The 25258-nt window shown below is 34.2% G+C and carries 14 protein-coding genes; 11 read left to right on the forward strand and 3 right to left on the reverse strand.

Annotated features, from left to right (window positions below):
* Positions 1–384, reverse strand: coding sequence for a response regulator (locus tag GCQ56_RS06275; RefSeq protein WP_152733567.1), 384 nt, complete (start codon positions 382–384; stop codon positions 1–3).
* A 213-nt stretch (positions 385–597) separates the two neighbouring features.
* On the opposite strand from GCQ56_RS06275, the gene GCQ56_RS06280 reads away from it, so the two are divergent.
* Positions 598–2694, forward strand: a complete 2097-nt coding sequence (locus tag GCQ56_RS06280) for a PKD domain-containing protein (protein WP_152733568.1) — start codon at positions 598–600, stop codon at positions 2692–2694.
* 37 nt (positions 2695–2731) lie between these two features.
* Here the strand turns inward: GCQ56_RS06280 and proC are convergent, their stop codons facing one another.
* Positions 2732–3529: a pyrroline-5-carboxylate reductase gene (proC, locus tag GCQ56_RS06285; RefSeq protein ID WP_152733569.1), complete on the reverse strand. Its 798-nt coding sequence runs from the start codon at positions 3527–3529 to the stop codon at positions 2732–2734.
* A 239-nt stretch (positions 3530–3768) separates the two neighbouring features.
* On the opposite strand from proC, the gene GCQ56_RS06290 reads away from it, so the two are divergent.
* The 3 genes from GCQ56_RS06290 to GCQ56_RS06300 are packed head-to-tail and all read left to right on the forward strand — an operon-like array spanning position 3769 to position 7038.
* On the forward strand, positions 3769–4764 hold the full coding sequence (locus GCQ56_RS06290) for a LacI family DNA-binding transcriptional regulator (protein ID WP_152733570.1): 996 nt from the start codon (positions 3769–3771) through the stop codon (positions 4762–4764).
* Between the two features lie 14 nt (positions 4765–4778).
* On the forward strand, positions 4779–5933 hold the full coding sequence (locus GCQ56_RS06295) for a sugar MFS transporter (protein WP_152733571.1): 1155 nt from the start codon (positions 4779–4781) through the stop codon (positions 5931–5933).
* 7 nt (positions 5934–5940) lie between these two features.
* Positions 5941–7038, forward strand: coding sequence for an ROK family protein (locus tag GCQ56_RS06300; protein ID WP_152733572.1), 1098 nt, complete (start codon positions 5941–5943; stop codon positions 7036–7038).
* Between the two features lie 144 nt (positions 7039–7182).
* On the opposite strand, the gene GCQ56_RS06305 is transcribed toward GCQ56_RS06300, so the two are convergent.
* A complete protein-coding gene (locus GCQ56_RS06305; protein ID WP_152733573.1) occupies positions 7183–9708 on the reverse strand; it encodes a hypothetical protein in 2526 nt (841 codons plus the stop codon).
* A 429-nt stretch (positions 9709–10137) separates the two neighbouring features.
* Between GCQ56_RS06305 and GCQ56_RS06310 the strand changes: the two genes are divergently transcribed.
* The 7 genes from GCQ56_RS06310 to GCQ56_RS06340 all read left to right on the forward strand — a co-directional run bounded on the left by GCQ56_RS06310 (position 10138) and on the right by GCQ56_RS06340 (position 25258).
* Positions 10138–13296: a SusC/RagA family TonB-linked outer membrane protein gene (locus GCQ56_RS06310; RefSeq protein ID WP_152733574.1), complete on the forward strand. Its 3159-nt coding sequence runs from the start codon at positions 10138–10140 to the stop codon at positions 13294–13296.
* A gap of 18 nt (positions 13297–13314) precedes the next feature.
* A complete protein-coding gene (locus GCQ56_RS06315; protein WP_152733575.1) occupies positions 13315–14877 on the forward strand; it encodes a SusD/RagB family nutrient-binding outer membrane lipoprotein in 1563 nt (520 codons plus the stop codon).
* A 23-nt stretch (positions 14878–14900) separates the two neighbouring features.
* Positions 14901–16760: a LamG domain-containing protein gene (locus tag GCQ56_RS06320; RefSeq protein ID WP_152733576.1), complete on the forward strand. Its 1860-nt coding sequence runs from the start codon at positions 14901–14903 to the stop codon at positions 16758–16760.
* A gap of 235 nt (positions 16761–16995) precedes the next feature.
* Positions 16996–19278, forward strand: coding sequence for a GH92 family glycosyl hydrolase (locus tag GCQ56_RS06325; RefSeq protein WP_152733577.1), 2283 nt, complete (start codon positions 16996–16998; stop codon positions 19276–19278).
* 81 nt (positions 19279–19359) lie between these two features.
* Entirely contained in the window at positions 19360–21657 is a 2298-nt protein-coding gene (locus GCQ56_RS06330) for a GH92 family glycosyl hydrolase (RefSeq protein ID WP_152733578.1), read from the forward strand.
* Positions 21658–21792: 135 nt separating this feature from the next.
* The gene (locus GCQ56_RS06335) at positions 21793–23220 is read left to right on the forward strand and encodes a glycoside hydrolase family 125 protein (protein ID WP_152733579.1); all 1428 of its coding nucleotides are present in this window, start codon (positions 21793–21795) and stop codon (positions 23218–23220) included.
* Positions 23189–25258 carry a glycosyl hydrolase family 95 catalytic domain-containing protein gene (locus tag GCQ56_RS06340; RefSeq protein ID WP_227006013.1) on the forward strand — a complete coding sequence of 690 codons (2070 nt, stop codon included), beginning with the start codon at positions 23189–23191 and terminating at the stop codon, positions 25256–25258. The genes GCQ56_RS06335 and GCQ56_RS06340 overlap by 32 nt, the downstream gene beginning before the upstream one ends.

Raw genomic sequence — 25258 nt, forward strand, 5'->3', positions numbered from 1 at the left:
TCAAGGCAAATAATTGTCAATTAAAGAGAGTAATTTCTGGCTTGAAATGGGTTTTGATATGTAATCGTCACATCCGGCAGCAATACTTTTTGCTCTATCTTCAGCCATAGCATACGCTGTTTGAGAAATGACAGGAATCTTCGGATTTAATTTTTTAATTGCTCTGGTGGCATCAAATCCATTCATAAGTGGCATTTGAATGTCCATTAGAATCAAGTCAATGTTATTTTGATTGAAAATGTCTAAGGCATTTTGTCCATTAGTTGCCCATAAAATATTTGCTCCAGTACGTCCAATAACTTCTTCTAGAAAAAGAAAATTAGATTCAACGTCTTCTGCTATAAGTATTGTTCTGTCGGACCAATTAAAAGACTTTTGATTCATTAGAATTAATTAGGTTTACTTAAATTACATTCAAATTTAGATAAATTTTTTAGGATTAAAAAAGGTAATATTATTTACTTACCCTATCTATATGTATAGTTTTCAAAAAATATAAATAAGATAAAGATAAAAGTAGGTTAAAGAGTTACTTGTTCGGATTGTCTTTAAGAGCTTTATTGTTATTTTTGAAAAATATTGTTATAAAAATCTCTCATGTATATAAAACTTTTAAGATCCGGGCTGTTTATTGGTCTAATCATTCTCTCTTATTCTCTTCACGCTCAAATCTCGCATGGTGGAGAGCCAATTATTCGTGATGAGTTAAAATCACAAGTAGCGAGTGTTGTGTTACCTGCTTTTCAAATAGAAATAGAATCTGAGGTAGGCGATTCTAAGGAAGAAAATAGCCGTTTAAAGCATGCTAAATATGCTTATAAGTATGATGTTGAATATGCTATTACTAATAGTGGAAAATGGGATAATTTAGATGATGGAAGGAGAGTCTGGAGATTTTCAATTCGTTCGGAAGGAGCATATTCATTAGGATTAGAATTCTCTAAGTTTAACATTCCAGTAGGAGGAAAGGTTTTTGTCTACAATAATTCTTCGAATACATTTTTGGGAGCTTTTACGAACGAGAACAATAAGAAATCAGGTCGATTTTCCATAGCTCCATTAAAAGGAGATCATCTTATCTTACAGTATATAGAACCTGTAAATGTGGATTATTTAGCTGAAATGGAAATATCTGGTGTTCTTCACGATTATAAGAATATTTTTAATTTATTAGCAGGTAAAGAATCCTCTACAAAAGCATCAGGATCTTGTAATGTAGATATTAATTGTGAAGAGGGAGAAGATTGGCAAATAGAAAAAAAATCTGTTTGTCATATTAGTTACGTTCAAAATGGATCTGGTTATGTAGCCTCAGGAGTATTGATGAACAATACAAATCAGGATGCTAAGCCGTATTTATTGACTGCTTTTCACGTAATGCATGAGCAAAGTATAGCGGATGGAGCTCTTTTTTATTTTAATTACGAGAATTCTATCTGTAATGGCAATGATGCAAGTCGCACACAATCTATTTCAGGAGCAACATTGCGATCAACAACATCTAAATTGGATTTTTCGCTTTTAGAGCTTTCGGTTTCACCTCCAGCTTCTTACAATCCATACTATGCAGGATGGGATAGATCAGGAAGAATACCAGCCTACACATATTGTATTCATCATCCTAGCGGTGATGCAAAAAAAATATCCTTTGATAATGATTCACCTGTTACAGCTACCTACTCAGATGGGCGCTATACTTTTGATGACAATACAAGTTGGCAAATTATTAATTGGGAGTTCGGAACAACCGAAGGAGGTTCTTCAGGTTCTCCATTGTTCGATGAAAATCATAGAGTTATTGGTGATTTAACAGGTGGAGATGCTAACTGTGAGTCTTCGGTAAATGATTATTATGCAAAGTTTTCTGCAAGTTGGGCAAATTATTCTAGTAATAATGAACAACTAAAATATTGGCTTGATCCACTTAGTTTAGGAGTGGAAACCTTGGACGGTTTTGATCCATATGGTGGTTTGTTGGCTAACTTTTCTATGTCAGCAGATACAATTTGCAGTACTTCTTCGATTACATTAACTGATTTTTCAAATGGTAGTCCAGATACTTATTTTTGGGATTTTGGAGAAGGTGCCTTACCAGCAAATGCTAATATTAGCGGTCCTCATACAATAAATTACAGTTCAAAAGGGATAAAGCAAGTAAAACTGATTGTAGGTAAAGGAGAAGTAAAGGATAGTATTGTCAAGAATATTGTGGTACAAGGTTTACCTATTGTGGATTTCGATTATCAATTGGAACAGTTAACTGTCAGTATGGTAAATTTGACCACCGACGCATCAAAATACTCATGGAGTTTTGGTGATGGTGGAACTTCTATTGAAGAGAATCCTGTTTATATTTATGAGAATTCGGGCAAATATACAATAAGCTTGAGTGCTGAAAGTTTATGTGGAGAAGTTGGTTTAAATAAGGAAATATTAACTTCTTATAATAAACAATTAAAAGTTTACCCTAATCCTTCACAAGGGGAATTTACGATTGATTTAAGTAAAATTGTATTTGAAAATTTCACATGGTCTATCTATTCTACAAAAGGATCACAGGTGAAAAATGGAACCATATCTCAATATAGTAATTCTTTAAATTTTAATCTCAATGGATTGAATGCAGGAGTGTATATCCTAAAGATGAATGTAGATGGAGAAATATTGAAAAGAAAGTTATTGTTGGTTAAATAAAAAAGCCATTCAATTTTTCATGAATGGCTTGAGGCTATTACTTTTCAATTTTTTCGAATGAATTGATGATTCCTTTAATTAAGGATGATGAAAAACCCTGATGTTCCATTTCATTTAGCCCAACTATAGTACAACCTTTTGGTGTTGTAACTTTATCAATTTCAGATTCGGGATGATCATTGTTTTCCTGTAGCATTTGTGCAGCACCTTTTACAGTTTGAGATACAATTTTTTTGGCAGTATTGGCATCAAAACCAATTTGTATTCCACCTTGAATCATGGCGCGAATAAACCTAAAGACAAATGCAATTCCACAGGCTCCAAGAATGGTTGCAGCTTCCATTAATTCCTCATTAATAATCAAACTTTCTCCGACAGCATCAAATATGAATTTGACTTTCTCTGTTTGTTCCTGATTGGAATTTTTACTGCATATGCAGGTTACCGATTCCCCAATATTTGCAGCAATATTCGGCATTGCTCTATATATGGGAAATTTATTATCCAACATATCAGAAATTTCTGCTGTTCCCAATCCGGTGGCTAAGGATACAATAATGTGCTTGTCTTCCTTAAGAACAGGTTTTATTTCATTAATAATTTTGGATACATTATAAGGTTTAACGGCAATTAATATGATATTAGAATTGCTAACCGCATACAAATTATCAGAGGTTATATCAGCGCCAGCTTCTTTTAGATCTTCTATAAATGATAAATTACGTCGGGTAGCAATAACATTGTTCGACGAAAATTCATTGTGATTTAATAGTCCTTTAGCAATTGATTTTCCAAGGTTACCACAACCGATGACACTAATTTTATCGTTTTTCATATTCTTTATAAATTCTGTTGTAAATAATTTTGTGGTGTGATTACTGGTATGCAAAAGTACGGAATTTTAGGAATACAAAGGAATAATCAGAGCACTTGGAACATTTTTAATGTTTTTTATTGTTTCCGGATTTAAACTTGTCTAGCTATTTCTAATCGTAAATTTCATTTTTTAGTTTTAAAAAAATGTCATACTTTTGATAAATCGATTTAGTAAACCGATTTAGTAAAAGGAAAGCATTGAAAAAGAAATCAATAAAAGATATCGCACAGGAACTGGGTTTTTCTAAAACTACAGTATCATTTGTCCTTAACAATAAGGGGGATGAGAAGAATATTAGTAAAAAAACTCAAGAGAAAATTCTGGACTATGTTCGTGAGGTTAACTACCAACCGAATCAAATTGCCAAGAGTTTAAAAAAAGGAAAAACCAATACAATTGGCTATTTAGTTCCAGATATTTCCAATCCATTTTATGCAAAAATAGGTCGTTTAATAGAAGATTTACTTGCAGAGAAGGGATATCATTTAATAATTGGAAGTACGGACGAGAAGCAAGAAAAAGAAGATTCACTCTTAAATATGTTTGTAAATCGCCAAGTGGATGGTTTAATTCTTGCATCTTCATTTGAGAATTTAGGAATGTTAAAAACATTAGAAGCACAGCGGTTTCCAATGGTGTTTTTTGATAGGGAACATCTCGATTTTTGTGGAAACTATATATTGGTTGAGAATAAAAAATCTATGCAATCTGCTGTGCAGAAGGTAATAGATAAAGAGGCAAAGAAAATTGGTTTATTATCTATCACACCGGATGTTTACTCTTTAAAATTAAGAATTGATGGATACAGAAAAGCACTTGAGGATAATGCTATTGAATTAGATGAAAATCTAATTAGAATTGTTGATACTAACAACCTAAAAGAAAGTTCTCAAAAGCAATTGGAATATCTTATTAAAGAAAATGTTGATGCTATCGCATTTACCAATAACCAGATTACAGCTCATGCAATTTGGTTGATGAACGTACATTATAAAGAAAAACTAAATAGAATGAAGTTTGTCAGTTTTGATAATCTTGATCTGTTTGATTATTCCTTACCTGTTGTAACCTCAGTGGCTCAACCAATCGATAAAATTGCTCAACATTCGGTAAATATTCTGATAGAATTTATGCAATCGAGTGATAGAACAATTAAAAGAATAGAATTGAAACCTAAATTAATAGAACGTTAAATTAACAATTGACAATGAAAAATAATTATTTGAAATCCGGGCCAATATTTCTGGCGTTTTTATGTATGGGATTTGGTGATGTAGTAGGACCATTAACAAGTCAGTTACAAAGTGAATATGAACTAAGTAATCTAATGGCAGGTTTGGTTACATTCATGGGATTTATCATGTTTGGTTTGTTATCAGTACCAATGGGATTGTACCAGGATAGAAAAGGGAAAAAGTTTGTTTTACTTTTAGGTATGTTAGCAGCTTTGGCAGGTTTAGTTTTACCAATTATTGGTAATTTCTCATCGTTCGGATTATTATTAGCATCCTTATTATTGTTAGGTACAGGTGCAACTTTATTACAAGTTGCCGGAAACCCTATTATGCGTGATGTATCTCCTGAAGGGAAATACTCAAGAAATTTATCATTTGGACAGTTTTTTAAAGCAATTGGTTCTTTATCTGGTGCGTTGATTCCATTGTTAGCAGCTAAATATTGGGGACTAGATTGGAAAATTTTATTCCCAATTTATTCGGCAATTTTGCTAATCGCAGCAATTTATTTATATATAGTGAAGGTTGATGAAAAGAAGGATGATTCAGCTTCGCCTGCATCTTTTGGTTCCGTTTTGGCTTTATTGAAAAATCCATATGTTTTCTTTATGGTATTAGCTATCTTCCTATATGTTGGAGCAGAAGTGAGTATGAGTGCGAAATTACCTAATTATTTGGAGCATAAATTTAATTTCGATATTAAAGAATTAGGTCTTTGGGGAACATTATTTTTCTTTTTGGCTTTAATGACAGGAAGATTTTTAGGAGGTATTATTTTAAATTGGATGACCCCCTCTAAGTTCTTGAAAATAACTACTTTATTAGCTTTGGTTGGAATTGCAGGATTGTATTTTGCAGCAAGCTCAGTCTTAGGTTTTGTAGCTATTTTTATTATAGGTCTTGGTTTTGCGAATATTTTCCCATTAGTATTTTCTATAACAATTGATGCTATGCCAGAAAGAAGTAATGAAATTTCTGGTTTAATGGTCACTGCTATTATTGGTGGTGCATTCGTACCGGTTATTTTTGGTGCTGTAGCAGATATTTTCTCGTTAATGGCTGGTTTTGTTGTCACCTTAGTGTGTATTGGATACATTTTCGCATTGTCATTTTATAAAAGAAAGTAGCAGAATCATGAATATTTGGAACGACGAAAGAGTTGTATTGACTCTTGATGCAGGAGGAACAAATTTTGTTTTTTCAGCAATGAAAAGTGGGGAAGAGGTTATAGAACCGATTAGAAAACCTTCGAATGCAGATCAATTGGATTTGTGTTTGAAGACAATTACTGATGGATTTCAGGAGGTTTTGGATATTTTGAAAGAGAAACCTGTAGCTATCAGTTTCGCTTTCCCAGGACCAGCAGATTATAAAAATGGAATTATTGGCGATTTACCAAATTTACCTGCATTTAGAGGCGGGGTAGCGTTAGGCCCAATGCTTCAGGCACATTTTAACATGCCGGTATTTATTAATAACGATGGTGATTTGTTCGCTTATGGCGAAGCTTTAGGAGGAGTTTTACCAGAAATTAACAAAAGACTTGAAGCTCAAAATAGTCCTAAAAGATATCGCAATTTAGTAGGTGTAACATTAGGAACCGGTTTTGGTGGTGGGTTAGTGCATGATGACGAATTATTTATTGGTGATAATTCTATCGCAACGGAAGTTTGGTTGACAAGTTCACGTTTGTTCCCTGAAAGATTTGCTGAAGAAGGAATAAGTACAAGAGCCATCCAAAGAGAGTTTTTAGAGAGAGCCTCAGGTAATTATTCTACAGATTTAATGCCAAAAGATGTTTATGATGTAGCAATGGATGATCAGAATAAAGATCAAGTGGCAGCATTGGAATCATTTAAAATTTTTGGTAAATGTTTAGGCGATAGCTTAGCAAACCTTTTAACCATTACTGATGGAGTCGCCGTTATTGGCGGTGGATTGACGGGTGCTCATGCATTATATATGCCAGCAGCGCTTAAAGAAATGAATGGAAAGTGTTATACATCGACGGGAGAATCGCTTCCAAGATTGGTGCAGAAAGTTTATAATATTGATAAGGAAGATGAGTTTGCAGATTTCGCTGCAGATCGATCAAAGGAAATTTCGATTCCTGGTACAGATAAAACCATAAAATATGATCCAAATCCTAGGTTGGCTGTATGTTCTAGCAAGTTAGGAGCTAGTAAAGCTATTGGAATTGGTGCTTATGCGTATGCATTAAAGAATTTGTAGTAGTAGTGTGATCCGGATTGGGGTGCGAAAGCGCCCTTTCCGGTTTTTAAAATCAACTTTAAGTTCGATTTAAATTAGTTTAGATTAGTCAAAAAAAGCTCTGAGTATTATACTCAGAGCTTTTTTTTTGGTATTATTTAGATTCTATTCCTTTGATACTAAATCTTTAAAAGAGTATTGATACTCCTCATTATAGTATTTTTGATATAACTTTCGATAATGCTCATAGGTTTCAATAGCTAAGCTATGCTTGCCTTGCTCCGATAAAATGCAGCATTTAAGCTTTAAGGCTGTTTCGTTCATTTCATCAAATTCAAAAATAACATTAGATAAAGCTAAATTTATCGTTTTATTATTGTCCGGATCTTTTACAATCTCCTCTAGTGAATTTACAATTAACCCGGTAATTTTATCTTTAAATGAATCTAACCATTCGGGAAAAATATCTCTAAGCATGGTACCTTTTCTTAAAACTGTAATAATTTTATCAAGGTTTTCTTTATTTCCAGTTTCTTTAATTTGTTGTAGGTTTTTTTGGATAAAGTCCACATCAAAAAAAGTATCCTCTGAATATTCGATCTTCCAATAATTGTTATCAAAAAGAACTTCCATATCTGATATATCTTCAAGAATACCTCTTAGTTTTTTAATATTTACACCTCGATTGTTTTTTGCCTTGTTCTCGGGTTTATCTGGCCATAAATATTCCTGAATTCTTTTAGATGAAATTCCTTTCCCTTCATTCATGGTATTTAATAGAATTAACAGGAATAATTCTTTAAGAGTAGGACTAAAGCGGTATGTAATATCTCTTTCCTTGTCATCAAATACTTGAAAACCACCAAATAGTAGAATCGATTTTGATTTTGGAACTTGGTAGTCAGAAATCTCCGTATCATCAATTGATTCAGATGCACTGTAGTATTTCTTTTCGCTCTCAACTCGTTTAGCTTTTAATATTCTCTTTCTAACAACAAGTAGTACGGAAATAACGCAAGCTGCTAAAAGTACATAGAATAATTTAACAGGTAGAGGTAATGATATTTTATTAATATTAAAGTCATCCTGATTTCCGGGTTCATAACTTATAGAATACAAATCAACCTGGTATTTTCCTAAGCTATCTTTATGGGATGTTAAGGCGATAAGTTTATTTTCGCTCTCCCAATAATATAGGTCTGCAAATGACTCAATATCAAAAAAGTTATAAGGTATGCTATCTCCAATAAATACTAATTTGGGTTCATTAAGATATCCTTTAACGGCTTTTAAGTAGGTATTGCGTTTTTTCGATGGATACATTAAGGTGTAGAAACTACTATCGTTTTTGGTAATTTTTAAAGAATTTACAGGTAATTGCTGAAATTGATCATCGCATTTGTAATCCCATAACTCTTCAATGGTTTTATTTTTAAAATCAATTTTATAAAGATCAGCATAAAACTCTTTACCTAAGATTTGTTTTCCCATTGAATTACCCAATCCTCCAAATAGATAACCAATTGAAGAATCTTGATTGCCAAGACCAAACGATGCCAAATATCTTGGCTCAATGGTGTCACCAGCAAATGTAAGTTCTTGCCAGGATTGCTTTTGTTCATCAAAAGATTGAATAAGATTGTAGTATGAGTAGTACCCATAGCCACAAAGTGTAGTTATTTGGTTGGTAATTGGGTGAATTAGTTTGTTGTGATGCCAAAATTTTGGAACATCATCCTCACTACACTCAATGTTATTAGCCCATTGTTTTTTTTCAGGGAAATATCTTGATATTTTATCCTTATTAAAACTGTAACTGGTTAATTGATTGTTAATGTCATAAATGGTTTGTTGCGAACTTTCAAGAGAAGGAAAACCTACATTTTCTGTTTTATTAATAAGTGTTTTGCTTTCTAAGTTGTAAGAGGTAATTTTACCGTTAAATTGTATAAAATCAATTGATTCTGTTTTTTCGTTATATGCGAAAGCAGTAACTCTGTCAAAAGAGAAACTGTTTACTTTTGCCCATTTATTGTGATAATCAACAACCCAGTCAGGATTATATAACTTAGCTGTTCTGCTCGATAAAACATCTCTTAATATATTTTTTGAAGTTTTTTTGAAGGGCCAAAGATGTTTTGGAGATCCGTCGATTCTTATGCCTAAATCTTTTATAGAAATTGAAGGAACTTCATCAATGAAAAACCCATATTTATTTATAACTCCTAATGAAAGAGCAAAATCAGAGTTTTGCTCAAATTGTATTGATGATTGAAGAGTTTTATTTCCGAATTTGAGATTAATTTGATGATTAATAGCATCAATATGTAGCTCAAAATCAACCCAACGGTTGTTTGGGATATTTAATTCTTCAAGGTTAATATGGAATTTTGTTTCGCGTTTGTTGTGTATCACAAAAAGGTCAGGTGACCTAAAGTTAACCTGAATTAAATTGTCGCTTTTTGATTCTTTAAGTGATAAAATATCCCCATAGTGTGTTTCTGTTTCTCGAAATGAGATTTGAAAGTGAATTGTAAATTCAGAAGAGTAAGAAATATTATTTTGGTGAGTTAAATCAATTCCAGTTCTACTTTCTTTGCTTACTTCATTGGATTTGAAATAAATACCGTGATCGGCGTAAAGATCGGATATGAATAATAGTAGGATTATTAAGCAATTAATTAATCGCATTACTTCTAAAGAGGCTAGGTTAATAAATAAAAAAAGTTGTAAGAATCAAATATATCTAATTCTTTGTAGACTATAAAATTCATGAGCTAAAAATAGTGATAAAACCTCTATAAATACTGGCTTTTCGGAAAAATCAAGTTACTGTAAAAAATGATTTATAAAATTATTTTTAATTCTTACTTCTTTGCATGCATTCATATTCCCAAGTGTATAGGTAAAAGTATGCTCTTGTAAGATTCTAACTTGAAATGTTAAAAAATATTAATTCCTCGTAACGTACGGGCTATCAGTTTTGTAGGGTTTGATTAATGCTTTAATCAGTTGCATTAATTCAATATTAATCGTGAATTAATACGTTTGCGCTAATATTGGTTTCAGAAAAAATTCACATGATTTTTTTGTTCATTGTATAATTAATAATTACTAACTATGAAGAAATGCTATTTACGAAATCTTCATTCAAGCTTAGCCAACCCATTAAGCTTTGGAAGAAAGATTGGAAGTCTAGCGTTAATGTTTGCTGTAATGGTTCTTCCATTAGCTGCAAATGCAAACGTTGACAAAGTGTCCGATGACAATTCAGCAATTGCTGTTCAAAAAACTGTTACGGGTACGGTAACTGAAGAATCAGGAATGTCATTACCTGGTGTATCTGTTGTTGTAAAAGGTACTACTGTTGGGACAGTAACAGATGTTGAAGGAAATTTTGAAATCGCTGTTGACAATTCAGGAATCTTGGTGTTTAGTTTTGTTGGTATGACAACACAAGAAATTACGGTTGGTTCGCAATCAGTAATTAATGTTGTTATGGCAGCTGATGCTCTACAGGTAGACGAAGTTATCGTTACTGCTTTAGGTATTAAAAGAGAGAAGAAGGCTATCGGTTATGCTGTTCAAGATGTAAAATCTGAAGTTTTAACTCAAACGGGTAGTTCAGATTTAGCTACATCTTTACAAGGTAAAGTTGCTGGGGTACAAATTAGCCAGTCAGGTGGTGGTGTTGGTGGTACATCTAGAATTGATATCCGTGGATCTAGTTCATTGCTTGGAAATGATGAGCCATTATGGGTTGTTGATGGTGTGCCGTTTAGTAATGGAAATAGTCGCGATGGTAGCGTTTGGGGTGGAACATCTCGCGCAGGTGGTGCTTTTGATTTGAATCCTGAGGATATCGAATCAGTTTCGATTTTGAAAGGACCTAATGCTGCTGCTCTTTATGGTGAGCGTGGAGGTAATGGTGTTGTATTGGTTACCACTAAAAAAGGAACAAGAGGTCAAGGATTAGGTATTTCTTACTCGGGGAGTTATACAATTTCGGAGGCTGCTTATATGCTTGATTTACAGAATAGGTATGGTCAGGGAAATAATGGGGCATACGATAAGAATGCAACAGCTTCATGGGGACCTGAGATGAATGGTCAAATGTTAGAATCATGGACTGGTGAAAGTATTGCTTATGAAGCTCAGAAAGATCGTTTAAAAGATTTCACAAGAACCGGAACAAACCAAAAGCATAGTGTTGCTTTTACAGGGGGTAATGATGATGGAACTTATCGTGTTTCTTTGGGGAAAGATATCTTGAATGGGATTTATGAAGATCATAAGGTGGAAAAATTAACCTTTGATTTAAGAGCTGATTACGATATCAACAAGTGGTTAAATGTAGATACTAAAATCTCTTTCTTTAATACAAAAGGTAATGAACGACCTGAAATAGGAAATTATAGTTACGTTTCTTATTTCAATAGCATGCCTATGAATATCCGCAATAAAGATTTAGATCCTGGTTATAATATTATTGGAGGACAGCATGTTGAGAAGTTGTATACTACAGCAAATGCGAATTATAGAAATCCATATTTTCTTCAGGCTCAAACAACCAATAAAGATGAGAAGAATAGAACTTTTGGTTACGTAGCTGCTAATATAAAATTAACTTCTGATTTAAAAGCGAAGTTTAAGTATGGTATGGATAACTATAGTTTTGAAGCATTGGAAGGCTATTTGTATGCTGATAATGTTGATGCTAGTAGACCAAATTATAATCCTTCTCAATTGAATTTTAAAGAGGAGAATTATGAATTTTTATTAAGTTATAACAAGGAGATTAATGAAGACTTTACTATCGGCTTAAATTTAGGAGCTAATAGTATGAAAAGTAGAATTAAAGAGTTGTCCTCAACATCTGGTAGATTAACTTCTGAGAATGATTTCTTTTTGGGAGCAGGATCAAACATTAAATCAGCAGAAAGAATAACGAAGAAAGAAGTTCGTTCAATTTATGGATTTGGTCAGGTTGCATACAAAAACATACTATTCCTTGATTTTACAGCTCGTAAAGATTGGTCTTCTACTTTAACTTCGAAAACTATTGATATGGATAATGGATATTTTTATCCTTCGATTAGTTTAAGTGCATTGGTTTCTGATATGGTTGAAATGCCAGAGTGGATCTCTTTTGCAAAAGTAAGAACTTCTTGGGCAAGATTAGGAAAAGCAACAGATCCTTACTTGGCAGCCGGTCAGGCATTTACTATCGGTAATTGGAATTATAATCTATCTACAGGAAATGTGCCAGAACAAGGAGTTCAGCAAGGTCTTAAGCCAGAGGAATCAGATTCTTATGAGATTGGCTTTGATTTGAGAATGTTCCAGAATAGAATAGGAATTGATTTTACTTATTATAATGAGGTAACAAAGAATCAAATTGGATATTTAGAGGCTGTTCAAAGTACTGGTTATTCTGAAATTTTATCAAATATTGGTGAAGTTCTGAACAAAGGTTTTGAAGTAATGGTATCTACTGTACCTGTTAAAACTAATGATTTAACGGTTGGACTGAATTTCAACTTTGCTAAGAATAAAGGTACACTCGAAAAACTTAGAGATGAAGTGCCAAGAGTTGATCATGGTATGGGAGTTTATTCGTATTTAAAGCAGGATCTAGGACAAATTGTTGGTAGTATATATGATCGTAATGAAAATGGTGATATTATTATTGACGAGAATGGTTTAATGACTACAGCGCAGGGAGATAATCATGTAATTGGTAATTTACAGCCAGATTGGACTGGCTCTATTAATCTGAGCGTTGATTATAAAGGATTATATATGTCAGCTTTAGTTTCTGTTCAGCAAGGTGGCGATATTCTTTCTTCATCGGAAAGAAGTGCGGTAAGTGCTGGTACTGCAGATAGAACTAATGTTAACAATCGTATTGCTCTATTTGCAGATGGTGTTACAATGGACGGAGGTTCAAATACTACGATTATTTCAGCTGAGGAATATTGGAGACAATTATCAAAAGTTGATGAAGAATTCATTTATGATGCTTCTCATATGAAATTAAAGGAGTTGGCTATTGGTTATAACCTTCCAAAATCAATTTTGAGTAAAATTCCTCATAATCCAATTAAATCTGCAAGAGTTTCATTGGTAGGTAGAAACTTATTCTATTTCTATAAAGATACTCCGGGAACTGCACCAGATGCAAGTGCTTACAGTACTGAATATGCTGCGCAAGCGTTTGATTTCTCTCCGGTTCCAGCAACCAGAACTTACGGATTTTCGCTTAATGTTGGATTTTAATTGATAAAGAAATTAGTTATGAAAAAAATTAATATAATATTATTCGCATTAGGGTTAATTATCCTGGGTAGTAGTTGCTCCGATGATTTCGGAGATATCAACACCCCTTCTGATGCAACAACGTCGGTAGAGCCTAAGTTTTTATTTAATCCATTGGTTCAGGCTGTATTTGATAATTATCAACGTAATGTAAACCTTTATCCTGACTTGTATTCTCAGTATTGGGCGAATACTGTTTCTGGATTCGGTTCGCCACGTTACGAATATGTTGATGGATGGATAGGGAATCAATGGAAAGAGCATTATACAAAAGATTTACGTCGTGCGAATTCAATTCAGGATCTTTACGGTGAAGATCCAGCATATGTTGATGCTGTAGCTATTAAAGAAATTTGGATGTGTTACTGGTGGTCTAGAATGACTGATACTTACGGTGATATACCTTATTTTAATACGAATTTAGCAGAAGCTGTTCCTTACAATAGCCAGCAGGAAATTTATACTGACTTGTTTGCCAGATTGGATGCTGCAATTAATGCAATTACTGGTAATGTAGATCAATATAAGTATGATGATGGTTATGATTTGATATATGATGGAGATGTAATGCAATGGCAAAAATTTGGTAACTCATTACGTCTAAGATTGGCAATGCGTATTTCGAATGTTGATCCTACAAAAGCTCAAGCAGAAGCTCAAGCAGCTGTTAGCGGTCCAGGTGGATTGTTGGCTAGTAATGATGATGTTGTAAGAGTACCTATGTGGAGTCAAGGGTGGTATGATTATTTACACCAAATGGCATGGAATTGGAACAATATCCGTATGTCAAAAACCTTCTCAGATTGCATGTATGATCAATCTACTGCAGGGGAAGATCCTCGTGCACCAAAGTGGTTTGCATACCAAGTAGAAGGTGAGCCAGTAACAAAAGAAGTAGCAGGTTTTGATCGATACAATGGAATTGAGAATGGTTATAATCTTGTTCCAAGTAATTCTGATGAGAATTTTGCAACAATAAATTTGGAAGGTGGATACATCGATTTCGTTGGTAATGGTGCAGAAGATGCAATGTATTGTCCAGTAATGTTTTATTCTGAAGTTCTGTTTTTACAATCAGAGGCGGCAATGAGAGGTTATATTTCTGGTGATGCTAATGCATTATATGTAGAAGGAGTTCAGGCGTCTATGGATTATGTTGGTGTTGACGCAACCGCAGCAAGTGATTATATTGCCGGCTTGCCAACTCTTTCAGGTGCTACCGAAGCTTCATTGAAGCAGTTAATTACACAAAAATGGGTTGCTAATTTCCCTAATGGAGTTGAGGGATGGGCTGATTTCCGTAGAACGGATTACCCTGATGTTACTCTTCCAAAAGATGGTGTAAGCGGTAGTTCAACAGTGGCTTCTGGTACTTGGGTAAAAAGAGTTCGTTACCCAGATAATGAGCATTTACAAAATCAAGCTAATATGCCTTCTTCTCAAAATACATTGGATACCGATAGAATGGATATCCGAGTATGGTGGGATACTACTAATACCAAAGATAAAGATGGTAGTGGTTTAATGAATAGCAATTTGTAATAATCCTAAATCTTTAAGAAGAAATGAAAGTATTTAATATAAATATTAAAATGTGGTCTTTCATAGCTGCGTTAGTAATGGCTTTTGCTTTTACAAGTTGTGATGATGACGATAAAGTGGGTGGTTTTACTTCTGCCTCACTGGACACCTTAATCGCTGAAGCGGAAAATTTAATCGCTAATAGCGAAGAAGGAATTAATGCTGGTGATTACCAGCCAGGTTCTATTGAAACATTGCAAAGTGTAGTAACATGGGTTCAGTGGAAAATAGATAATGCTAAATCTCAAAGCGATCTTGATGATGCAACTGTAAAGTTACAGGCATCGATTAATAATTTTCTTGCGAGTACTGTTGCAGTAGCAATGCCTTGGATTCAGCAGGAAAATGATACATGGATTCAGATTTCGGATAATATTAAGCCTGTTTTTAACGAAAGTTTTACTATTGAAACTCAGATTTATGTTGTTGACTTAACACAAAAAGGTTACTCAAACAATATTTTTGCTACTGAGCAAGATGGTCCTGATAGTGGTTTTGTTATTCGTTATTTTAGCGATGGTGTTATTCACCTTAATGTGGGTACTGCTGATGGTTGGAGAGATGTTAAAACTGCTGCTGGTGTTATGAAAGCAGGTGAGTGGATGCATATTGCCTTTGTAAACGAAATCACAAGTCAAAAGCTATACGTTAATGGTACTGAAGTTTTATCACAAACTGAGACATATTTACCAGGTGCTGATAAAAGTTTTGTTCTTGGTAATGGACCAACTTGGACAGATCGTATTGTAAATGCTTTGATGAAAGACGTAAGAGTATGGAAAGGTGCACGTTCTGCTTCAGAGATTGCTGATAATAAAACAGCAACATTAAATGGAACAGAAGAAAATCTTGAAATGTTCTTGCCATTAAGTGCAGATTTAGGTTCAGAGTTTAAGGATGTAACTGGTAATTACACTGCGAAATTTCAAGGAAAAATTGAATGGGTTGCTGAACCACCAGTAATTGTACTTGATAAGACTGGTCTGGAAACTGCAATTGAAGAAATGGAAGCTTTCAAAGCTGAGATTGTAGAAGGTGATCAGGATGGAGATTATCCTGTTGGAACAATTGCTTATATCGATGAGTTAATTGTAAATGCTAATACTGTATTAAGTGAAGCTACTCAGCAAGCGAAATTGGATGATATGATTAAAACTTTATCATCTAAGATTAAATTGATTAATTCAATGTTAGTTGCAGATACGGATGGTGTTTTAATTGATCGTGACAATGCTGATGCAGTTGGTTTTAGAATTACGCCTAACTATACACCTCAAGGTGACTATACAGTAGAATTTAATGTGAAAGTTAAATCTCTATTTGGATATGGTACTGGTGAGTTCTTCAATAATGGTAATTATGGTATCTGGGTATATGGTTACGATGAGTTAACTGAGGAGAATGTATTGAACTCAGGTGGACTTTGGAACTTTACAAACGCAGGTAGCGGATGGCAAGGACCTAAAGCAGATCCTCTTTCAATGAAGACAGGAGAATGGCAACATGTTGCTATTGTTCATGACAATACTGCCAGAACTACAACTTTATTCGTAGATGGTGAAGAAAAAGGTGTTCAAACTGATATTGGAGCTCCAGAAGTTTCAGGTTGGGGTGAAATGTGGCTTGGTAATGGCTGGGGTAAAATGGATGGTTATATGAAAGACTTCCGCTTATGGGATGTTGCTCGTGACGCTGCAGATTTAGATGCAGACATCGATGGTACTGAAACTGGATTAAATGTTTACTTCCCATTAGATAAAGTTAATGGTGTGAAGTTCTCAGATAAAACAGGAAATTATCAAGGTGATATGAGAGGAATCTCATGGAATACTGTTGAAGATTAAATCTTATCAAATATTGGGAGCCGTTGTAAGGCGGCTCCTATTTTCTGTTAAATTATTAAAATAATAGTCTACCCTTATCAAGTTTAGGCTGTTTATATAATTTCAAGGTATGCTTCCGCCTTAAAGAGAAGGATTTTTTATAGCCTTTTTAATAAAAAAGGTGTATTAGATTGAATATTCGAAAGCCAAGAGCTTCAATATATATGCTTAAAACTAAACCAGAAAGTACAACCAAATGCGAAACTTTAAATTAATTAAATCATTAGGCTTATCTCTCTTAAGCGGTGCTCTATTAGCATCATGTCAGTTTCTTGGAGGAGAAGATAATAATAGTGATGGTTTAACCAAATATGTAGATCCATATATTGGTTCAGGAGGTCATGGACATGTATTTGTAGGAGCTAATGTTCCTTTTGGTGCCATTCAGGCCGGACCAAGTAATTTTCATAAAGGATGGGATTGGTGCTCTTCTTATCATTATTCGGATAGTATTGTGAAGGGATTTTCACATCTGCATTTGAGTGGAACGGGTTGTACTGATTTGGGTGAGTTTTTAATAATGCCAGCAGTTGGAGAATTGAAAATCCATCCTGGTAGCCAGGAAGATCCTGAAAAAGGATATGCTTCTTACTATAGTCATGACTCAGAAAAGGTGGAACCAGGTTATTATAAGGTTCACTTGGATACGTATAATGTGGATATTGAGATGACAACTACTGAGCGTGTTGCCTTACATCAAATAACATATCCAAAATCAGATCAGTCAAGACTAATAATTGATTTAAAAGAAGGTAATGGGGATAAAGCAACAGAAACTTTTTTCCATAAAGTTAATGATACAATTGTTGCTGGTTATAGATTTTCACAAGGATGGGCTGCTGATCAACGCGAATATTTTGCAATGATCATTTCAAAGCCAATTGATGATATTACTGTATTTGATGGAGATAATAAAAAAGATGGTGATGCGGCTAAAGGAAGTGCTGTAAAAGCTTTTTTAAATTTTAAAACAAAGGCATTTGAAAAAGTACTAGTAAAATTTGGTATGTCTCCAGTTAGTATGGAGAATGCACTTGCTAATATTAAAGCTGAAATGCCGAGTTGGAATTTTAATGAGGTGTTGACTCAAAATAAAGCAAAGTGGAATAAGGAATTATCTAAAATCGAGATAAAAACAAAGGATGAAAGTGCGAAAAAAGTATTTTATACAGCAATGTATCATACACTAATTGCACCTAACTTGTTTAATGATGCCAATGGTGATTATCGCGGTGTTGATAAAAAAGTATATGATAAAGCTAATTTCACAAATTATACATTGTTTTCATTATGGGATACATATCGTACAGCACATCCATTATATACATTAACGCAGAAAGATCGTGTTCCGGATATGATCAATTCAATGCTGGCTATTTATAAGCAGCAAGGGAAGTTACCAGTTTGGCATTTAAGAGGAAACGAAACCAATACGATGGTTGGTTATAGTGGAGTACCGGTTGTTGTAGATGCGTGCCTAAAAGGATTCAAAGGAATTGATCTTGAATTGGCTTACGAAGCGGTTAAAACTACCGCTATGGGCGATTTCGAACCTGGTGTAAAGGAGCTACAAAAATATGGATACATTCCTTGTGATATGATGCATGAATCAGTGGCAAGCGCCATGGAATATGCAATTAGTGATTGGGGAATAAGCATGTTGGCAGAGAAGTTAGGTAAAACTGAAGATGCCGCTTATTTTAAAGAAAGAGCAAAAGCTTACCAAAAATATTTTGATCCAAAGGATAAATTCATGAAAGGTCGCATGAAAAATGGAAGTTGGAGAACACCATTTGATCCATATTCTGCTCAACATAGAGTAAATGATTATTGCGAAGGGAATGCATGGCAATATTTGTGGTTGGTACCACAAGATCCCGAAGGATTAATCAAGCTTCTAGGTGGAGAAAAACCTTTTGTAGCAAAGCTGGATAGTTTATTTAGTATTTCATCGGATTTGGAACATGGAGCTTCTGCTGATATCACTGGTTTAATCGGTCAATACGCTCATGGTAATGAGCCAAGTCATCATATTACATACCTGTATGCATATGCTGGTGAACAGTACAAAACAGCAGACAAGGTTAGGTATATACTAAATGAATTGTATACAGATCAACCTGACGGTTTATGTGGAAATGAAGATTGTGGACAAATGTCTGCATGGTATGTAATGTCTTCAATGGGTTTCTATCCAGTTAATCCAAGTAATGGAGCTTATGTGTTTGGAAGTCCACTTTTTGACGAAGCAAGCATTGTTTTATCCGAAGAAAAGAATTTTACAATAATTGCTAAAAATAATAGCAAGAAAAATATCTATATTCAATCTGTAAAACTAAATGGTATTGATTATAAAAAATCGTTTATCACCCATAAAGATATCCTTAAAGGAGGAGTTTTAACTTTTGAAATGGGAGAGAAACCAAATGAAAATTTTGGAAAAAACCCTCAGGATAGACCAAAATCAATCATGTATTAGCAATTTAATACGAATGATTAGTTCAATATAGATTTAAATAAAACTGAAACACAAATCAGTTAATAAACAAGACTCAATAAAATGATGAGAATTCGAATTCTGTTAGTAATGGTCGTTGCATTGTTTGCAGCTTGTGTCGGAGAGAAGAATATTCAGGAGCAAACCATTTCAAGTGTTGATTTAGCAAATCCTTTAATGGGAACTGATTCAGAACATGCATTGTCAAATGGAAATACTTACCCTGCAATTGCTTTGCCATGGGGAATGAATTTTTGGACTCCACAAACAGGAAAAATGGGTGATGGTTGGTGTTATGCTTATGATGCAAAAAAAATCAGGGGAATAAAACAAACTCATCAGCCAAGTCCTTGGATTAACGATTATGCAGCATTTTCGTTGATGGCAGTAACGGGAGAATTAAAATATAAGGAAGATGAAAGAGCTTCATGGTTCTCACATAAAGCAGAAATTGCCAAACCATATGAATACAGTGTGTATTTGGCAGATTATGATGTTACAGCAGAAGTGACACCTACCGAACGTGCCGCAATGTTTCGATTTACTTTTCCTGAAAATGAATCATCTTATATTTTGTTAGATGGATTTTTTAAAGGATCAGAGGTGAAGATCATTCCTGAAGAAAGAAAAATTATTGGTTATTGTCGTAATAATAATGGTGGTGTTCCTGATAATTTTCACAATTATTTTGTAGCTGAATTCGATAAGGATTTTGAATTGATTCATACTTGGAGTGGTGATAAATTAACTGAAAATTCTAAATCGGCAACAGGAGAACATGTTGGAGCCGTAATTGGTTTTAAAACCAAGAAAGATGAAGTAGTGAATGTAAGAGTTGCTTCTTCTTTTATTAGTCCAAAGCAGGCTCAACTAAATTTAGATAGAGAAATTGGAGCAAAGAATTTCAATCAGTTAAAACAGGAAGCAAAAGCGGCTTGGGAAAAAGAATTTGCCCGAATTAAGGTTGAAGGAGGAACGGATGATCAATTAAAAACATTCTATTCTTGTTTGTATAGAGTATTGTTATTCCCACGTAAGTTTTACGAAATTAATGATAAAAATGAAGTAGTTCATTATAGTCCATACAATGGTGAGGTACTGCCCGGCTACATGTTTACAGATAATGGCTTTTGGGATACGTTCCGGGCAGTCTTTCCATTTTTTACACTAATGTATCCTGATTTGAACGCTCAAATTATGGAAGGATTAGCCAATACTTATAAAGAAAGCGGATGGTTACCTGAATGGGCAAGTCCAGGACATCGCGGTTGTATGATTGGTTCTAATTCGGCATCGCTTATTGCTGATTCATATTTAAAAGGAATTCGTGGTTATGATATAGAAACCTTGTATGAAGCAATTCTTAAAAACACCAATGGATACAATAAAGAAGTAACTTCGGTTGGACGTTATGGTGCGGATTATTACAATGAGTTAGGTTATGTGCCTTACAATGTTGGAATAAACGAAAATACTGCTAGAACCCTAGAATATGCTTACGCAGATTTTTGCGTTTGGAAACTCGCTCAGGAATTAGGAAGACCACAAGAAGAAATTGATTTGTTTGCCAAAAGAGCACAAAATTTTAAAAATGTATTCGATAATGAATCCGGTTTAATGCGTGGTAAAAATGAAGATGGAACATTTCAATCTCCATTTAATCCTTTGAAATGGGGTGATGCATTTACAGAAGGAAATAGTTTACACTACACATGGTCAGTATTTCAGGATGTAAATGGATTGATTGATTTAATGGGAGGAAAAGACAAGTTTATTTCTACTCTTGATGGAGTGTTTGAAATGCCACCTAAATTTGATAATTCATACTACGGAGGAACAATTCATGAAATTCGTGAAATGCAAATCGCTAATATGGGGAATTATGCTCATGGTAATCAGCCAATTCAACACATGATTTATCTGTACAATTATGCAGGTCAGCCATGGAAAGCTCAGGCTAGGGTTCGTGAAGTGATGGATAAGTTATATACACCGCAAGCAGATGGTTATTGTGGTGATGAAGACAATGGACAAACCTCGGCATGGTATGTGTTTAGTTCTATGGGATTCTATCCTGTTTGTCCGGGAACCGATGAGTATGTGTTTGGTTCACCATTATTCGATAAAATAACTTTGACATTAGAGAATGGAAAAACCTTTACAATTTCAAGCTCTAATAACTCTAAAGAGAATGTGTTTGTGAATGACTTACAGTTTAATGATAAAGTATATGACGCTAATTTTATTAAACATGATGATATTCAAAAAGGTGGCAAGTTAAACTTTGAAATGTCAAACAAACCAAATAAGAAAAGAGGAATTGGTGATGATAGTTCACCGTATTCAATGAGTAAAGAATAAAGTATAAAAAGCTATTTCAGAAATGAATTGTTATATATCACTTTAAGATTAAAAGGCTTGCGATTAACTAATTGTAAGCCTTTGCTTTTGCGTTAAACATCCTGATTAACAGACCACAAATAAAACTCAAACAAGATGAAAAGACGAACTTTTTTAAAGAACTCACTACTATTTACCGGCGGTTTAAGTTTGGTAGGAACTCAAGGTTTTGCAATTACCAATGATTTAAAATATACCTCAAATAGACCCGAATTTGCAAAACGAAATTTTGTGAGCACTGCTGTTGATAGTAAGATTAATGAGATAAAAAAGACAATATCAAATAAAGAGTTGGTTTGGATGTTTGAGAATTGCTTCCCGAATACACTCGATACTACAGTTACCTATTCTGAAAATTCCGGTAAACCCGATTCTTTTGTTATTACCGGGGATATTCATGCAATGTGGTTGAGAGATTCAACGGCTCAGGTTTGGCCATATTTGCCATTGGTAAACGAGGATGAAAAATTACAAAAACTATTTCAAGGTTTAATCAATAGACAAACTAAATGTGTTAACATCGATTCTTATGCAAATGCTTTTAATAAAGGGGCAGACGGTTCACATTGGGAGAGTGATCACACCGATATGAAACCGGAATTACATGAACGTAAATGGGAAATCGATTCTCTTTGTTATACCATAAGATTGGCATATAATTACTGGAAGAAAACTGGAGATACATCATGTTTTGACTCAGAGTGGGTGACTGCTTCGAAAGCCATTGTGAAAACTTTTAAGGAACAACAAAGAAAAGAGGATCAAGGTCCATACAGATTCTCAAGAACTACCAGCAAATCAACCGATACGCTTCCAGGAAACGGTTATGGAAATCCAATTAAACCTGTAGGCTTAATTGTTTCTTCATTTAGACCATCCGATGATGCGACAATTTTGCCATTTTTAATTCCATCGAATTATTTTGCTGTGGTCTCATTAAAGCAAATGGCTGAGATACTTACTCATTTGAATATTGAGAAAGAATTGGCAGAGGCGGCAATAGCGATGTCAATCGAAGTAGAGGAAGCACTTAATAAATATGCGAGCTCAAATCATTTAAATATGGGAGAAACATTGGCTTTTGAAGTGGATGGCTTCGGAAATCAAATCTATATGGATGATGCGAACATTCCTAGCTTACTTTCTTTACCATATTTGGGTGCGATAAATGCTAAGTCATCTCTTTATCAGAATACAAGAAAATTCATTTTAAGCGAGAATAATCCATGGTTTTTTGTTGGTAAATATGCCAAAGGGATTGGTGGTCCTCACGTTGGTGTGAATATGATTTGGCCAATGAGTATCATAATGCGCGCCATGACTTCTGATAATGATGATGAAATTGTGGGTTGTCTTAAGACATTAATAAGAACTCATGCAGATACGGGTTTTATGCATGAAACATTCCATAAAGATGATCCGAAGAACTTTACAAGATCGTGGTTTGCTTGGGCAAATACCCTGTTTGGTGAATTGATTTTTAAAATTTACAATGAAAAACCAGAAATACTTAAACATGTATAAATTGAATATTAAGTTTAGAAGAATTTTTTTGTTTTTGATCTGTGTAAACTATATCAGTGGTCTTACAGCTCAAAATCAATTTGGAGATGAGTGGAATATAGTTACCAATGATTATTCAAATTATACAGGAATATCTGTTGCAAATGGTCGAATAGGATTACTACCATCTGAACATCCTGGCAAAACAAAAGCGATTGTTTTGAATCATGTATTCGATAAGGAATCGAAATTTGGTGTTAGTAAGGTTTTGTTGGGTATTAATTTTTCAAACCTTGAAATTATCATTTCAGGAGATACTTTGAAAACGGAAAATTGCTCCAAGTGGAAACAGACCTTGGATATGAAGAAGGCTGCATTTATAACTACATGTAGATTTAAAGATTATGCAGATTTTTCTTTTACAACTTATGCTTTACGAGGAATGCCATATTCAGGAATGATAGATGTTGATGTAGTTTCGTTAAAGAAAAATATTAGAATTCGGGTAGGTGGGCAAATTATTTGTCCAAAGGAATATAAGGATGTAGTATCCGGGTATCGCGTTATGCAGGATTTGGATGCAAGAATGCCGATTTTACAAACTGTAGCGGATAGTCCTTTTGGGAAACACCATCTGGCTACTACAGCATCGTTTATTTTTGAAGAAGAAACTCCTGATTTAAAACATCATATTAAAGATTCTCTGCATCATGAATTGAGTTTTACACAAGATCTGAGAAAAGGGGAAACCTACCAATTTGCCTGGGCTGGTGCAGTTTGTACCACACAGGATTTTTATGACCCTAAGAGTGAATCGGAACGAATGGTTGTTTTTCAGTTGCTTGGAAATAAGAAAGCTGTTTTAGAGAGACATCTGGAACTTTGGAATGATTTGTGGGAAGGTGATATAATTATTGAAGGAGATTTAGAATCGCAACAAGATGTTCGTCTGGCCTTGTATCATTTGTATTCTTTTGCACGAGATGATTCAAATTTGAGCATTGCTCCAATGGGTTTATCGGCACAGGGATACAATGGTCATGTATTTTGGGATACAGAGTTATGGATGTATCCACCATTATTGATCTTTAATCAGGATATTGCAAAATCTCTTTTAAATTATCGCTTTGATAGATTGGATATGGCTAGGAAAAAAGCTGTGAATTTTGGTTATAAAGGAGCTATGTTCCCATGGGAATCGGATGAAACAGGAGAGGAAGCAACACCAACCTGGGCTTTAACTGGAACGTTTGAGCATCATATAACTGCGGATATTGGAATTGCATTCTGGAACTATTTTCGAATGACTGGTGATAAAAAATGGCTTTCAACTATAGGTTATCCAATGCTAAAAGAGGTCGCAGATTTTTGGGTAAGCAGATCTGTTAGAAACGAAAATGGGACTTACTCTATAAACAATGTAGTTGGAGCTAATGAGTTTTATCATCATGCTAATGATAATGCTTTTACTAACGGATCGGCAAAAACCGCATTGCAATATGCAAATAGAGCAGCAAGAATTTTAGGCATAGATTCAAATGAAAAGTGGTCCGAATTAGCAGAATCATTAAATTTTCATTATTTCCCAAATGGAGTTCTGAAAGAGAACAAAACTTACGATGGTGAAATTATCAAACAGGCGGATGTAAATCTTTTGGCTTATCCACTTTCGGTAGTTAAAAATCTGGACGACATCAAAAGCGATTTGAATTATTATGAATCTAAACTGGCTCCGGAAGGACCAGCGATGTCTCATTCAGTTCTATCTGTTCTTTATGCTCGATTGGGTAATCCAGAAAAAGCATTTGAATTATTCAAGCGTGCCTATATACCAAATAAACGAGCACCATTTGGAGCTTTATCTGAATCTGCATATAGTAATAATCCGTATTTCGCAACAGGAGCGGGAGGAATGTTACAAGCTGTAATTTTTGGTTTTGGTGGATTGCATTTGACGGATAAAGGTATTGTACAGAAAAATCCATGTTTGCCAAAACAATGGAAAAAATTAACAATTAAGGGAGTAGGTCCTGAATTAAAAACATTTGAGGTTAAATAA

This window comes from Marinifilum sp. N1E240 (genome assembly GCF_009295825.1).
Classification (GTDB): domain Bacteria; phylum Bacteroidota; class Bacteroidia; order Bacteroidales; family Marinifilaceae; genus Marinifilum_A; species Marinifilum_A sediminis.